General features: G+C 69.5%; 12 protein-coding genes and 1 riboswitch. Of the genes, 8 read left to right on the forward strand and 4 right to left on the reverse strand.

Annotation, left to right across the window (positions count from 1 at the left end; all coding sequences use genetic code 11):
- Nucleotides 1-137 precede the first annotated feature (137 nt).
- From ABZ208_RS11525 to otsB, 3 genes are all read left to right on the forward strand, one after another.
- Nucleotides 138-1370, forward strand: a complete 1233-nt coding sequence (locus ABZ208_RS11525) for an extracellular solute-binding protein (RefSeq protein WP_356909331.1) — start codon at nucleotides 138-140, stop codon at nucleotides 1368-1370.
- Between the two features lie 64 nt (nucleotides 1371-1434).
- The gene (locus ABZ208_RS11530) at nucleotides 1435-1671 is read left to right on the forward strand and encodes a DUF3263 domain-containing protein (protein WP_356909280.1); all 237 of its coding nucleotides are present in this window, start codon (nucleotides 1435-1437) and stop codon (nucleotides 1669-1671) included.
- A 9-nt stretch (nucleotides 1672-1680) separates the two neighbouring features.
- Entirely contained in the window at nucleotides 1681-2541 is an 861-nt protein-coding gene (gene otsB / locus ABZ208_RS11535; RefSeq protein WP_356909281.1) for a trehalose-phosphatase, read from the forward strand.
- Between the two features lie 401 nt (nucleotides 2542-2942).
- On the opposite strand, the gene ABZ208_RS11540 is transcribed toward otsB, so the two are convergent.
- The 3 genes from ABZ208_RS11540 to ABZ208_RS11550 form a co-directional block, all read right to left on the reverse strand.
- Nucleotides 2943-4343, reverse strand: a complete 1401-nt coding sequence (locus ABZ208_RS11540) for a trehalose-6-phosphate synthase (protein ID WP_356909282.1) — start codon at nucleotides 4341-4343, stop codon at nucleotides 2943-2945.
- Nucleotides 4344-4410: 67 nt separating this feature from the next.
- Nucleotides 4411-4698, reverse strand: a complete 288-nt coding sequence (locus tag ABZ208_RS11545; protein WP_356909283.1) for a hypothetical protein — start codon at nucleotides 4696-4698, stop codon at nucleotides 4411-4413.
- Between the two features lie 38 nt (nucleotides 4699-4736).
- Nucleotides 4737-5681, reverse strand: a complete 945-nt coding sequence (locus ABZ208_RS11550) for a glucosyl-3-phosphoglycerate synthase (protein WP_356909284.1) — start codon at nucleotides 5679-5681, stop codon at nucleotides 4737-4739.
- Between the two features lie 142 nt (nucleotides 5682-5823).
- Nucleotides 5824-5951, forward strand: a riboswitch (SAM riboswitch).
- A 17-nt stretch (nucleotides 5952-5968) separates the two neighbouring features.
- Here ABZ208_RS11550 and thrC point away from each other — a divergent pair.
- From thrC to ABZ208_RS11575, 5 genes are all read left to right on the forward strand, one after another.
- Nucleotides 5969-7258, forward strand: a complete 1290-nt coding sequence (gene thrC, locus ABZ208_RS11555) for a threonine synthase (protein WP_356909285.1) — start codon at nucleotides 5969-5971, stop codon at nucleotides 7256-7258.
- Between the two features lie 23 nt (nucleotides 7259-7281).
- Nucleotides 7282-7557, forward strand: a complete 276-nt coding sequence (locus tag ABZ208_RS11560) for a MoaD/ThiS family protein (RefSeq protein WP_356909286.1) — start codon at nucleotides 7282-7284, stop codon at nucleotides 7555-7557.
- A 420-nt stretch (nucleotides 7558-7977) separates the two neighbouring features.
- The gene (locus ABZ208_RS11565; protein WP_005315736.1) at nucleotides 7978-8181 is read left to right on the forward strand and encodes a cold-shock protein; all 204 of its coding nucleotides are present in this window, start codon (nucleotides 7978-7980) and stop codon (nucleotides 8179-8181) included.
- Between the two features lie 363 nt (nucleotides 8182-8544).
- On the forward strand, nucleotides 8545-10167 hold the full coding sequence (gene groL / locus ABZ208_RS11570; protein WP_328399163.1) for a chaperonin GroEL: 1623 nt from the start codon (nucleotides 8545-8547) through the stop codon (nucleotides 10165-10167).
- Nucleotides 10168-10370: 203 nt separating this feature from the next.
- Nucleotides 10371-11315 carry a hypothetical protein gene (locus ABZ208_RS11575; RefSeq protein WP_356909287.1) on the forward strand — a complete coding sequence of 315 codons (945 nt, stop codon included), beginning with the start codon at nucleotides 10371-10373 and terminating at the stop codon, nucleotides 11313-11315.
- A gap of 232 nt (nucleotides 11316-11547) precedes the next feature.
- Here the strand turns inward: ABZ208_RS11575 and ABZ208_RS11580 are convergent, their stop codons facing one another.
- Nucleotides 11548-13518 carry a PAS domain S-box protein gene (locus ABZ208_RS11580; RefSeq protein WP_356909288.1) on the reverse strand — a complete coding sequence of 657 codons (1971 nt, stop codon included), beginning with the start codon at nucleotides 13516-13518 and terminating at the stop codon, nucleotides 11548-11550.
- Nucleotides 13519-13702: the final 184 nt, after the last annotated feature.

Consider the following 13702-nt stretch of genomic DNA (forward strand, 5'->3'; position numbering starts at 1 on the left):
TCTCACAGGGCGTCACGGGGGGACGACCGGGGCGTAAGGGCATCCGGACATCCGGGCATCCGGACAACGACAGAGGGTGGGGAAGAGCTGTGCAGCGGCGCTTCTTGGGTCTTGCCGCGGCCGCCGCGGCACTCGCGATGACGGTCTCGCTCACGGGCTGCGGCGGCGGCTCCGAGGGCGGCTCCGGTGACGTCACCCTCAAACTGGTGGCCGCGGACTACGACGTGGCGGGCGGCGGGAGCAGCAAGGACTACTGGGCCGATCTGACGGCCGCGTTCACCGAGCAGAACCCCGGCATCACGGTCGAGGTCCAGGTCGAGTCCTGGAACGACGTCGACCGCAAGGTCGCCGAGATGGTCAAGGCGGGGCACGCCCCCGACATCGCCCAGATCGGCGCCTACGCCGACTACGCCGCGGCCGACAAGCTCTACTCCGCGGACCAGCTGCTCACCATCCCCGTGCAGTCCAACTTCCTCGGCCCGCTCGTGGACGCCGGCGAGCACAAGCGTGTCCAGTACGGGCTGCCGTTCGTCGCCTCCACCCGCCTGCTCTTCTACAACAAGGAGCTCTTCGCCGAGGCCGGGATCGAGGAGGGCCCCAGGACATGGGACGACCTTCGCGCCGACGCGCAGAAGCTGAAGCAGAGCACGGAGGTGAAGTACCCCTTCGCGCTGCCGCTCGGGCCGGAGGAGGCCCAGGCCGAGAGCATGATGTGGCTGCTCAGTGGTGGCAGTGACGGTTACACGGACGCCGCGGGCAACTACACGATCGACTCGCAGCAGAACATCGACACATTCGAATGGCTGAAGACCAACCTGGTCGGCGGCGAGCTGACGGGACCGGTGCCGCCCGCGAAGCTCAACCGCAAGGACGCGTTCGCGGCGTTCACGCGGGGCGAGGTCGGCATGCTCAACGGCCACCCGTCCCTGATGCAGGCCGCGGCGAAGGAGGGCATCGACGTCGGCATGGTTCCCCTGCCCGGCCGCACCGGCAAGGCGAAGGCGACGATGGGCGTGGCCGACTGGATCATGGGCTTCAAGCAGAACGGCCACAAGGCCGAGATCGGCAAGTTCCTGGACTTCCTCTTCAGCGACAAGAACGTCCTCGACTTCGCGGGCCAGAACGGCCTGCTGCCGGTGACGGTCTCCGCCTCCGAGGCGATGGAGCGGGACCCCGAGCACAAGGATCTCCGTACGTTCCTCCAGGAACTGCCGGCCTCGATGCTGCCGCCGGTCGGCAAGACGTCGTGGGCCGCGGTCAGCGAGAGCATCAAGAAGAATGTCGGCGAGGCGGTCGAGCCCGGCGGCAGCCCGGAGGCGGTCCTGGGCCGCATAAGCCTCGAGGCGAAGGAAGCGGAACTGGCGGAGTAGTCAGCCGCGGGGGATTGCGGAAGGGGCGGCCCACTCGTCGGTGGGCGTCGATAGGTTGGATCGTATGACCGACGACCAGGCGCTTTCGGAGCGTGAGCGGGCCGTTCTCGCCATGGAGCAGCGCTCCTGGAGCGGGCCCGGGGCCAAGGAGCGGGCGATACGGGAGAAGCTCGGCATCTCCCCGGTGCGCTACTACCAACTCCTCAACGCGCTCCTCGACGACGAGCGCGCGCTGGCGCACGACCCCGTTACCGTCAACCGGCTGCTCCGTGTGAGGGACGCCAGGAGAAGTCGCCGATAGGGTCGGTACATGGGCTCCCCGTACGCGCACCCCCTGCCGACGCCGTCCACTCCCGCAGGCCGTGACGGTCTGGCGGCTCTCCTCGCCCGGCCCTCAGGGGCCGTCGTCGCCCTCGACTTCGACGGCACCCTCGCCGAGATCGTGCCCGACCCTGAACAGGCCCGCGCCCACCCCGGCGCCGCCCCCGCGATCGCCGCGCTCGCGCCGCGGGTCGCCTCCGTCGCCGTGATCACCGGCAGACCCGCCGGTGTCGCGGTGCGCTACGGCGGCTTCGCCGGTGTGCCGGGCCTGGACCACCTCGTCGTCCTCGGCCACTACGGCGCCGAGCGCTGGGACGCGGTCAGCGGCACCGTCCAGGCCCCCGCCCCGCACCCCGGTGTCGCAGCCGCCCGCGCCGAACTGCCGGGTGTCCTCGACGGGGCCGGGGTCTGGGAGGGCACCTGGGTCGAGGAGAAGGGCCGGGCGGTCGCGGTCCACACGCGCCGCGCCACCGACCCCCAGGCCGCCTTCGACGCCCTGCGCGAACCGCTCGCCGCGCTCGCCGCCCGCCACGGCCTGATCCTGGAGCCGGGCCGCATGGTTCTGGAGCTGCGCCCGCCCGGCATGGACAAGGGCAAGGCCCTGTCGGACTACGTACGCGAGGTGAACGCCGAGTCCGTGCTGTACGCGGGCGACGACCTGGGTGACCTCCCTGCGTTCGGCGCGGTCGAAAAACTCCGCTCGGACGGGGTGCCGGGGCTGCTGGTCTGCAGCGGCAGCAACGAGGTGACGGAACTCGCGGACCGCGCGGACCTGCTGGTGCCGGGGCCGGCGGCGGTGGTGGAGTTCCTGGCGAATCTTGCACAGCACCTGCCGGGTCCGCAGGCGTGAGGGCCGGCGCGGGGCGGGCGGGTTCTTCCCCACCCCGCCCCTTCCCGTAACCGGGGGCAAGCCCCCGGACCCCCGGTACGGCCGGAGGTGGGGGTACCTCCCACGCCCGCAGGGCGTAGGGGTTGATTGAGGCGCGGGGTCCGGGGCGGAGCCCCGGTTACGGGCAGGGGCGGGGTGGGGAAAGCCCCGCAGGGGCCCGGGCCTGTGTCGCCGTGCCGGTCCGCGCAACGCCGGAGCCGGCGTGGCCCCGGAACGAGCGCAACGCCGGAATCAGCGCAACGCCGGAATCAGCGCGGCAACGCCGGAACCGGCGCGGCCCCGGAACGAGCGCAACGCCGGAGCCGGCGTGGCCCCGGAGTCAGCGCAACGCTGGAATCAGCGCGGCCCCGGAGCCGGCGCGTCTACGCGTCCTTGGCGCGCAGGGCCTCCAGCTGGTCGAGGAACCACTGCTTCGGCGGCAGCGCCGTCGCCGCCGCCGCCAGGCGCTTGGTGCGTTCGGCCCGCTCCGCCTCCGGCATGGTCAGCGCCTCGTGCAGCGCGGCCGCCGTGCCGCTCACGTCGTACGGGTTGACCGAGAGCGCGTCGTCGCCGAGCTCCGCGTGCGCGCCCGCCTCCCGCGACAGCACCAGCGCGCAGCCGTGGTCGGAGACGACGGGGACCTCCTTGGCGACCAGGTTCATCCCGTCCCTGATGGGGTTGACCAGTGCCACGTCCGCCATCCGGTACGCGGCCAGTGAGCGCGCGAAGTCGTCCTTGACGTGCACGACGACCGGAGTCCAGTCGTCCGTCCCGTACTGCGCGTTGATCTCGTCCGCGACCCGGGAGACCTCCGCCGTGTACTCCCGGTAGACCGCGAGATCCTGGCGCGAGGGGTAGGCGAGCGCGATGTGCACGATCCGCTCCCGCCACTCGGGGTGCTCCTCCAGCAGCTCCCGGTAGGCCAGGAGCCCCCGCACGATGTTCTTGGACAGCTCGGTCCGGTCGACCCGGACGATCGTCCTGCGGCCCTCGCCGATCTGCTCCCGCAGCTGTTCCATGCGCTCTGCCACATCGGGCCGGTGCGCCCGCTCGCGCAGGAAGTCCGCGTCGGCGCCGAGTCCGTGGACGCCTGTCCGCGTGGTGCCGGTGCCGCCGACCACCTGCTCGCAGCAGCCGGCGAAGGCGTCCGCCCACCGCCGGGTCAGGAACGCCAGCCGGTCCGCGCCCAGCATCCCGCGCAGCAGCTGTTCCGCGATGTCGTCCGGCAGCATCCTGAAGTACTCCGCCGGCGCCCACGGTGTGTGCGAGAAGTGCCCGATCCGCAGGTCGGGGCGGAGTTCGCGGAGCATGCCGGGCACCAGGGCCAGGTGATAGTCCTGCACCAGCACGGCCGCGCCGTCGGCGGCCCGCTGCGCCAGCGCCTCGGCGAACGCCTTGTTGTACGCCTCGTACGCAGCCCACTGCCGCCGGAACTCCTTGTCGAAGACCGGCTCCAGTGGGGTCTGGTACAGCATGTGGTGCACGAACCACAGCACCGAATTCGCGATGCCGTTGTACGCGTCGGAGTGGACGGCCGCGTCGATGTCGAGCATCAGCACACCCGGCTCGCCGACCCCGCGCCGGACCGCCTCGCGGTCGCCGTCGCTCAGGGCCGCGCACACCCACAGGGACTGTGCGCCGGAGCCGATGGCCGACAGGCCGGAGACCAGGCCGCCGCCCCCGCGGCGGGCGTCGAGCTCTCCGTCCTCGTTCACCGTGTACGAGACCGGGCCGCGGTTGGACGCGACCAGGATCTGGGCAGCGTGTTCACGCTCGGAGACCATGTGGCGAACCTAGCCCGTCCCGGGAAACCTCAAACGTGCGTACGGTCTCACCGCGCCAGATCCGGTCTCAGTCCTTGTCGCGGCGCCGCGACGCCGCCACCGCGACCACTCCCGCCGCCGTCAGACTCAGCGCCACCCCGCCGAGCAGCCACAGCTGCTCGTTCCTGGATCCGGTGTCGGCCATCTCGCCGGGCTGGATCTGCACCGGCCGGAGCGAGGGTTCCGTCCCCGGCGACCCGTCCGCCCCCGTGGCGGCCGCGGGGACGGGCGATCCGAGCAGTGCCGCGGCGGTGACCGCCAGGGCCCCGAGGATCCGGGGCAGCCGGCCATGGTTCCTGTCATCTTTCGCACCCATGTGTACGAAAGGTAGAGAAGATGTCCGCGTGATCCGGTTTATGCCGCGCGACGCGCCGCATACTCACCGATCTCACGCATCGGCGGCCGCTCCTCCGTGTCCACGGAGTACGTCCGCGGCTCGAACCCCGTCTCGCCCCGCTCGAACTGCGTCAGCGACGGCCGCACCAAGTGTCCGCGGGAAAGTCGCAGTTGGGCGGTGCGGTAGATCGCCGCCGCCATCCGGCCCAGTGCCTGCCCGTCCTGGTGGCGGTGCTTGCGCGAACCGACGTCCACCTGTGCGAGCGCGTCCAGGCCCACCGTGTGCAGCGCGTCCACCAGCAGTCCCAGCTCCACCCCGTACCCGACGGGGAACGGCAGCCGCTCCAGCAGCGACCGCCGTGCCGCGTACTCGCCGCCCAGCGGCTGGACGAAGCCGGCCAGCTGCGGCCAGTGCAGATTCAGCAACGGCCGGGCCACCAGTTCGGTCACCCGCCCGCCCTGGCCCGGCTCGCCGCCGAGCGGCCGGTCGTACATGGCCTTGACGAACTGCACCTCGCCGTCGGTCAGCAGGGGCCCGACGATCCCGGAGACGAACTCCGCGGAGAAGTCGCGCAGGTCCGCGTCGACGAAGCAGACGATGTCACCGCTGGTCACCATCAGTGACCGCCACAGCACCTCGCCCTTGCCGGGCACGGCCGGTATCCGCGGCAGGATCGTGTCCCGGTGGACCACCCGCGCCCCGGCCGCCGCGGCCACTTCACCCGTACGGTCGCTCGAGCCCGAGTCGATGACCACCAGCTCGTCGACCAGCGGCACGCTCTCCATCAGCTCGCGCCGGATCACGGTGACGATGTCCCCGACCGTCGTCTCCTCGTCCAGCGCGGGAAGCACCACGCTGACCGACGTCCCGCGCCTGGCCTTGGCCGCCAGCAGCTGGTTCATCGTCCGGTCGGCGGCCGCCCAGGAACGCCTGCTCAGCCAGCGCTCCACCTCATCGAGCACGTGCGCGTCTCCTTGACTTCCTGTCGAGAGATCCATCTCGAGGTTCGGACGACTATCTCAACCGTCCAGGGCTTCGGTTACAGTCTTGAACAACGCCGATGACCGTCGCATGCCGGGGGTCGTCGCGCTGACAACTGAATACCGCTCATCCAGAGGGGCAGAGGGAACGGCCCGTTGAAGCCCCGGCAACCCTCCCGCCGACCGCGAGGTCACGGTGGGGAAGGTGCCAATTCCGTCTCGTGGCGAGATGCGTCACGAGGAAGATGAGGAGAAAGGGCCTCGCCACCATGGCTGTGCAGACCGTTGCAAGCAGCACCACCACCCCTGTGGACCTCGGACCGGCCGCCGCGCTCTCGTGCCGCGAGTGCGGGGAGCGTTTCGAACTCGGCCCCATCTTCGCCTGTGCCTCGTGTTTCGGGCCGCTCGAAGTCGCGTACGACCTGCCGAGCGGCGACCCCGAGGCCCTTCGCAAGCGGATCGAAGCGGGCCCGGACAACATCTGGCGCTACGCCCCGCTGCTGCCCGTCCCCGCCGACGTGGCCGGCAAGCCGAGTCTGAACCCCGGTTTCACCCAGCTGGTCAAGGCCGACAACCTCGCCCGTGAACTGGGCGTCACCGGCGGCCTGTACGTCAAGGACGACTCCGGCAACCCGACGCACTCCTTCAAGGACCGTGTCGTCGCGATCGCCGTCGAGGCGGCCCGCGCCTTCGGTTTCACCACCCTGTCCTGCTCCTCCACCGGCAACCTCGCCGGCGCCGTCGGCGCCGCCGCGGCCCGGGCCGGCTTCCGCTCCTGCGTGTTCATCCCGCACGACCTTGAGCAGGGCAAGGTCGTCATGGCCGCCGTGTACGGCGGTGAACTGGTCGGCATCGAGGGCAACTACGACGACGTCAACCGCTTCTGCTCCGAGCTCATCGGCGACCCGCTCGGCGAGGGCTGGGGCTTCGTCAACGTCAACCTCCGCCCGTACTACGGCGAGGGCTCCAAGACGCTCGCGTACGAGATCTGCGAGCAGCTCGGCTGGCAGCTGCCCGACCAGATCGTGATCCCGATCGCCTCCGGCTCGCAGCTCACCAAGATCGACAAGGGTCTGCAGGAGCTGATCAAGCTCGGTCTCGTCGAGGACAAGCCGTACAAGATCTTCGGCGCCCAGGCCGAGGGCTGTTCGCCGGTGTCCACCGCCTTCAAGGCCGGCCACGACGTCGTACGCCCGCAGAAGCCGAACACCATCGCCAAGTCGCTCGCGATCGGCAACCCGGCCGACGGCCCGTATGTGCTGGACATCGCCCGCCGCACCGGCGGTGCGGTGGAGGACGTCAACGACGAGCAGGTCGTCGACGCGATCAAGCTGCTGGCGCGGACCGAGGGAATCTTCGCCGAGACGGCGGGAGGCGTGACCGTGGGCGTGACCAGGAAGCTGATCGAGCAGGGCCTGCTCGACCCGACGCTCACCACCGTCGTACTCAACACCGGCGACGGTCTCAAGACGCTGGACGCGGTCGCCCCGACCACCGGTCCGACCGCGACGATCCGCCCGAGTCTGGACGCGTTCCGCGACGCCGGCCTGGCCGGCTGAACCACCGAGAGAGGCAGCACACCATGAGCGTCAACGTCCGCATCCCCACCATCCTCCGCACGTACACGGGCGGCAAGGCCGAGGTCCCGGCCGAGGGCGCGACCCTCTCCGAGGTCATCGCGGACCTGGAGAAGAACCACGCGGGCATCGCCGCCCGGGTCCTGGACGACCAGGGCAAGCTGCGCCGCTTCGTCAATGTGTACGTGAACGACGACGATGTGCGCTTCGAGCAGGGGCTGGAGACGGCGACGCCGGACGGTGCGGGAGTTTCCATCATCCCCGCGGTCGCCGGTGGCTGACGCGACCTGGAATTACCCAGAGTAACGAGAATTGCCCCTTCCGGTGGAGAACCGGAGGGGGCAATTCTGCATGGTTGAGCGCGATAGAGTTGGGGAAGCGGCCTCCGCCACTCGCTTCCCCTGTGTATGAGAATGCGCCGGGAGGCGACAAGAAGTGGCCAAAGTGTGCGATCGAAATGCGCCTTTGGGGATACTTTGTGGAGCCCGACTTGCCCCGGAATTCACGGAATTTGCACATTTCATCCCTTTGCTACTGCGCAGAATTCTCGTCCGACTGACCTGTTGCAGACGGCAGTTGGACAGATACATTCAGCCGCGGTCGACGCGTTCCGGCGCCCGCCCCTCCTGTCGGGGCGGTAGGTCTGACCCGGGTCCGCGAAGTGCGGTCCTGCGCAAGGGCCAGTAATAGGGGAGTTAGGCATGGCTCAGGGCACCGTCAAGTGGTTCAACGCGGAGAAGGGCTACGGCTTCATCGCGGTCGACGGTGGTGCGGATGTTTTCGTCCACTACAGCGCGATCCAGATGGATGGGTACCGCACCCTTGAAGAGGGTCAGCGAGTTGAGTTCGAGATCTCGCAGGGCCAGAAGGGTCCGCAGGCGGACATGGTCAAGCTGGCCGTCTGATCCAGTCGCGATCGGCCACCGACGTTCTCACTCCGAGGGGTCCGCATCCCATCCAGGGATGCGGACCCCTCGTCGTGCGTTCACGCACGGTTCGTCCGCCCTCCGCCTTCGCCGCTCTCCGCCTGCGGATCCCCGAGAGCCGCTTGCACTCTCCTATGCCGAGTGCTAATCATTGGCGTTAGCACTCTGCAGGTGAGAGTGACAGAACTTGGATCGGGTCGGTGAGGCCCGCGGGCCGGGTGGGGCAAGGAACCACACGGCTTGCAGGCCGTCCGTCGCGGGCACCAGCACGGTCCGGAAGCAATCCTCCCCCGTAGCCCTGCGGGCACGGGGGGACCCCCAAGTCCGGGAGGACCACTTCACATGGCCAAGATCATCGCGTTCGACGAGGAGGCACGGCGCGGTCTCGAGCGCGGGATGAACCAGCTCGCCGACGCCGTCAAGGTCACCCTTGGCCCCAAGGGCCGGAACGTCGTCCTCGAGAAGAAGTGGGGCGCCCCCACGATCACCAACGATGGTGTTTCCATCGCCAAGGAGATCGAGCTCGAGGACCCGTACGAGAAGATCGGCGCCGAGCTGGTCAAGGAAGTCGCCAAGAAGACGGACGACGTCGCCGGCGACGGTACGACCACCGCGACCGTTCTCGCGCAGGCGCTCGTCCGTGAGGGCCTGCGCAACGTGGCCGCCGGCGCCAACCCGATGGCCCTCAAGCGCGGTATCGAGAAGGCCGTCGAGGCCGTCTCCGGTGCCCTGCTCGAGCAGGCCAAGGACGTGGAGACCAAGGAGCAGATCGCTTCCACCGCCTCCATCTCCGCCGCCGACACCCAGATCGGCGAGCTCATCGCCGAGGCCATGGACAAGGTCGGCAAGGAAGGCGTCATCACCGTCGAGGAGTCCCAGACCTTCGGTCTGGAGCTGGAGCTCACCGAGGGTATGCGCTTCGACAAGGGCTACATCTCGGCGTACTTCGCCACCGACATGGAGCGTATGGAGGCGTCCCTGGACGACCCGTACATCCTGATCGTCAACTCCAAGATCTCCTCGGTGAAGGACCTGCTCCCGCTGCTGGAGAAGGTCATGCAGTCGGGCAAGCCGCTGCTGATTATCGCCGAGGACGTCGAGGGCGAGGCCCTGTCGACCCTGGTCGTCAACAAGATCCGTGGCACCTTCAAGTCCGTTGCCGTCAAGGCCCCGGGCTTCGGCGATCGCCGCAAGGCGATGCTGAACGACATCGCCATCCTCACCGGTGGCACGGTCATCTCCGAGGAGGTCGGCCTCAAGCTCGAGAACGCCGGCCTGGACCTGCTGGGCCGCGCCCGCAAGGTCGTCATCACCAAGGACGAGACCACCATCGTCGACGGTGCCGGTGAGAGCGACCAGGTCCAGGGTCGCGTCAACCAGATCCGCGCCGAGATCGAGAACTCCGACTCGGACTACGACCGCGAGAAGCTCCAGGAGCGCCTCGCGAAGCTGGCCGGCGGCGTGGCCGTCATCAAGGCCGGCGCCGCGACCGAGGTCGAGCTCAAGGAGCGCAAGCACCGCATCGAGGACGCCGTTCGCAACGCGAAGGCGGCCGTCGAGGAGGGCATCGTCGCCGGTGGTGGCGTGGCTCTGATCCAGGCTTCCTCGGTCTTCGAGAAGCTCGAGCTCGAGGGTGACGAGGCGACCGGCGCCAACGCCGTGAAGCTCGCGCTGGAGGCTCCGCTGAAGCAGATCGCCGTCAACGGTGGTCTCGAGGGCGGCGTCATCGTCGAGAAGGTGCGCAACCTGCCCGTCGGCCACGGCCTGAACGCCGCGACCGGTGAGTACGTCGACATGATCGCCGAGGGCATCATCGACCCCGCGAAGGTGACCCGCTCTGCCCTGCAGAACGCGGCCTCCATCGCGGCGCTGTTCCTCACCACCGAGGCCGTCATCGCCGACAAGCCGGAGAAGGCTTCCGCGCCTGCCGGTGGCGGCATGCCGGGCGGTGACATGGACTTCTGATCCGGTTTCGGATCGGACCCGTCCGTAAGGACGAAGGGCGGCACCCCTCCTCCCAGGGGGGTGCCGCCCTTCGGCGTCTGCGCGGCGACCGTACGGGCTACTGCCGCGAAAGGGGCGACCTCGAAATCCTCATGTGGCCTCGGGCTCGAGGCAGTTGAATGTTCTGGAACGATCAGCTGCCCACGATCCAGGAGGGAAGCCGCGTGACTTTCGGGGGACAGGGACCGTACCGCCCGCCATGGCCACCGAACGGTGGACCGCCACCGCCGTACCGTCCCCACCCGCCGAACGCGTCCCTGTGGCAGCGGCTGCGCGAGGACGAGTGGCCGCCGCTGAGGGAAGTGCTGGGACACGCACGCAGGCTTCCCGGCTGTGTGTGGGTGCTGGCCCTGTGCTTCGTATGGCCCGCGCTGTTCGTCCTGGTGATGTACCCGCTGGCCCGCTCGGCCCGTATGAAGTCCCGGGCAGTCTTCCCCGCGCGCAGCCATCGCGGTGTCCAGGACCCGGAGGTGATGCGCATGCAGAAGATCCGGGCCTGGATCGCCCTCGGCGCGTCCTTGGCGATCCTGCTGGCCTACGGCACGTCGGAGGACTGGCAGCAGGCCCAGGACCAGGCATTCTTCCGGCTGGCGGTCACCCCGTGGCTGCTGCTCCTCACGGCGCCCGCCGTGATCGCGCTCCTGTTCCGCTTCGCGCCGCCGTCGGCCCGGCCGGTCATGCGCGCGCGTCTGCGGCCGGCGGTCCGGACGGTGCTCTGGTACTTCGGGGCCTTCACGGCCGTGCCGATACTGTTCGCCGGCGTCATGTTCCTCAGCAGGACGTTCCAGGGCGAAGCGGCGGGTGCCCTGCTCTCGTTCGCGCTCCTTCTTCCGGTCCTGTGGCTCGTCTTCTTCGTCGGCTTCGCCTCCACGACGGTCGTCCGCACCGCCTTCCACACGGCCGATGTACACGCTGCCCTCCCGGCGCTGCTCACCGGTGTCCTGGTGTGGGAGCTTGCCGCGGTCAATCTGCTCATGGCCGGCCCGCCTCCCGGCCCGCCGGTGATCCAGCTCTGCGCACTCATCGGCGGCCCGGCGTCGGTGACGGGCGTGGCATGGTGGGAGATCGGCCGCCTGCGCACCCGGTACGGCGTGACCTTGCGCAGCTGAGCAGGCGCTCGTCCGGGGCGTCACGCGCGGCGACCTGAAGCTGCCGGGCCGGCTGCTCGCGGCGTACGGCCGCACCTTCGACCCGGCCGAGCCGCCGGCGTACACGCTGCTGCATGCGTACAGCAATCTGCGTGGTACCTGCGGGAGTTGCCCCCGCGCCGCCGCAGCAGACGCCGAAGTCGCCGGCGGAGACCTGGTTCGGCACGGCCTGGCCGAGCGGCTGCCCGGCGGATCACCGGCTCGTCAGCGACAGCGTGAACCAGGTGGTCTTGCCCTGGTCGGTCGGACGCACGCCCCAGTCCTGCGCCAGCGTGTCGACCAGGACGAGCCCCCGCCCGGACTCGTCGTCGTCGGCGGCGATCCGCGGCTGCGGCGGATGGTGGCTGTGGTCGCTCACCTCGACGGTGAGTTCCGTGCTGTTGTGCCGCACGTGCACATGGACCGGTCCCTGGCCGTGCCGGATGGCGTTGGTCACCACCTCGGACACCAGCAGCCGGGCGTCATCGGCGAGCCGGTCGCAGTTCCACGCGACGAGGGCCTTCGTGAGGAACGTCCGTGCCTCCGACACCGAGGACGACACCGCGGGCAGATCCGTGGTGGCCGTGGCGACCGGCGCCGCGGGTAACTGGGTCAGGAGCAGGGTCACATCGTCGTGATGGCTGTCCGTCGACGGAAGCACGGACGTAAGGACCCGGTCCGCGGCTGACTCCAGATCGGACGTGGCGGCGAACGCCTCGTCGAGCGCGGTGACGAGTGCGGCGAGCTGCTCCTCGATGTCGCCTTCCGGGGTCTCTATCAGCCCGTCGGTGAAGAGGATGAGACGGGACCCTGCCGCCACGGAGAGCGTCGTCTGCTGGTGCAGGAAGTCACCGACACCGAGCGGCACGCTCACGGGTGCGTCGAGAGGCCGCACACGTTGGCCCGGTGCGGCGAGCAGCGCGGGCAGATGCCCTGCGGAGCACACGGTCACCTCGCCGGCGTCCGGTGCCACGATCAGATAGCAGCAGGTGACCAGCTGGTCCGGCCCGTCGAGTTCGGCGACGATCGCGTCGAGGGACTGCATCAACTGGCGTGGCTGCATACCGGTCTTGGCCAGGGCATGGGCGGCGGAGCGCAGCTGCCCCATGATGGCGGCCGCCTCCAGGCCCCGCCCCATGACATCGCCGATGAGGATGCCGACCCGGCCGGCCCCGAGCGGTACGAGATCGAACCAGTCGCCGCCGACGCCGGCGCCCTGGGTGGCGGGCAGATAGCGGCTGGCCGTGGGCATCCCGGGGACGGCGGGCGGGGTGCCCATCAGGCTGCGTTGCAGGGTGAGGGCGACATGGCGCTGCTGTTCGTACAGGGCGGTGAGCTGGGTCTCGGCTGCTTTTCGTTCGCTGACGTCGCGTACGGCGGCGGAGACGAGGAGTCCGTCGGTGGTTTCGAGGGGGCTGAGGCTGATCTCGACGGGGAATTCGGTGCCGTCTCTGCGTAGTCCGTGGAGTTCGAGTCCGGCGCCCATGGGGCGGACCTGGCGGTTGTGGATGTAGCCGTTGCGGTGGTGGGCGTGGTGGTTGCGGAATCGGCCGGGTACGAGGATTTCGACGGGGTGGCCGAGGAGTTCTTCGCGGTCGTAGCCGAAGAGGGCTTCGGTCTGGGCGTTGACGAGGCGGATGGTTCCGGTGTCGTCGACGATGACCATGGCGTCGGGCGCGGCCTCCAGCAGGCTACGGAACCGTTCTTCAGCTGCTTTTCGTTCGCTGACGTCGCGTACGGCGGCGGAGACGAGGAGTCCGTCGGTGGTTTCGAGGGGGCTGAGGCTGATCTCGACGGGGAATTCGGTGCCGTCTCTGCGTAGTCCGTGGAGTTCGAGTCCGGCGCCCATGGGGCGGACCTGGCGGTTGTGGATGTAGCCGTTGCGGTGGTGGGCGTGGTGGTTGCGGAATCGGCCGGGTACGAGGATTTCGACGGGGTGGCCGAGGAGTTCTTCGCGGTCGTAGCCGAAGAGGGCTTCGGTCTGGGCGTTGACGAGGCGGATGGTTCCGGTGTCGTCGACGATGACCATGGCGTCGGGCGCGGCCTCCAGCAGGCCGCGGAACCTTTCCTCCGCGGGGCTCGGTGTCTGCTCGTGCCGCGGGGCGGGGACGGGGCACCGGCAGGGTGGCGGACCGTCGGGTCCTGGGTCGGACTCCGATGAGACTGCGGCGATCGTGGCATCCATACGTGCCTCCCGGACGGATTATGCCGACTGCGGTTTCCACGACTGCGGTATCCGGACATCTCAGCGCAGCCCGTCCGCGCAGGCACCCGTGAGTCCGATTCTGATCGGCTCTGGCCCAATTGGGGTTCCGTGGGTGCAGTCCTTGTGCTTCTCGGGGCGGAGGGTGATTCCGACGGGCTTGGGA

The organism is Streptomyces sp. NPDC006208, from assembly GCF_040613775.1.
Taxonomy (GTDB): domain Bacteria; phylum Actinomycetota; class Actinomycetes; order Streptomycetales; family Streptomycetaceae; genus Streptomyces.

What these genes read in the sequence shown, in the direction of transcription:
- ABZ208_RS11525 (WP_356909331.1), top strand. Translation starts at nt 138, where the DNA reads ATGACGGTCTCGCTCACGGGCTGCGGCGGCGGCTCCGAGGGCGGCTCC.
- ABZ208_RS11530 (WP_356909280.1), top strand. Translation starts at nt 1,435, where the DNA reads ATGACCGACGACCAGGCGCTTTCGGAGCGTGAGCGGGCCGTTCTCGCC.
- otsB (WP_356909281.1), top strand. Translation starts at nt 1,681, where the DNA reads ATGGGCTCCCCGTACGCGCACCCCCTGCCGACGCCGTCCACTCCCGCA.
- ABZ208_RS11540 (WP_356909282.1), bottom strand. Translation starts at nt 4,343, where the DNA reads ATGGTCTCCGAGCGTGAACACGCTGCCCAGATCCTGGTCGCGTCCAAC.
- ABZ208_RS11545 (WP_356909283.1), bottom strand. Translation starts at nt 4,698, where the DNA reads ATGGGTGCGAAAGATGACAGGAACCATGGCCGGCTGCCCCGGATCCTC.
- thrC (WP_356909285.1), top strand. Translation starts at nt 5,969, where the DNA reads ATGGCTGTGCAGACCGTTGCAAGCAGCACCACCACCCCTGTGGACCTC.
- ABZ208_RS11560 (WP_356909286.1), top strand. Translation starts at nt 7,282, where the DNA reads ATGAGCGTCAACGTCCGCATCCCCACCATCCTCCGCACGTACACGGGC.
- ABZ208_RS11565 (WP_005315736.1), top strand. Translation starts at nt 7,978, where the DNA reads ATGGCTCAGGGCACCGTCAAGTGGTTCAACGCGGAGAAGGGCTACGGC.
- groL (WP_328399163.1), top strand. Translation starts at nt 8,545, where the DNA reads ATGGCCAAGATCATCGCGTTCGACGAGGAGGCACGGCGCGGTCTCGAG.
- ABZ208_RS11580 (WP_356909288.1), bottom strand. Translation starts at nt 13,518, where the DNA reads ATGGATGCCACGATCGCCGCAGTCTCATCGGAGTCCGACCCAGGACCC.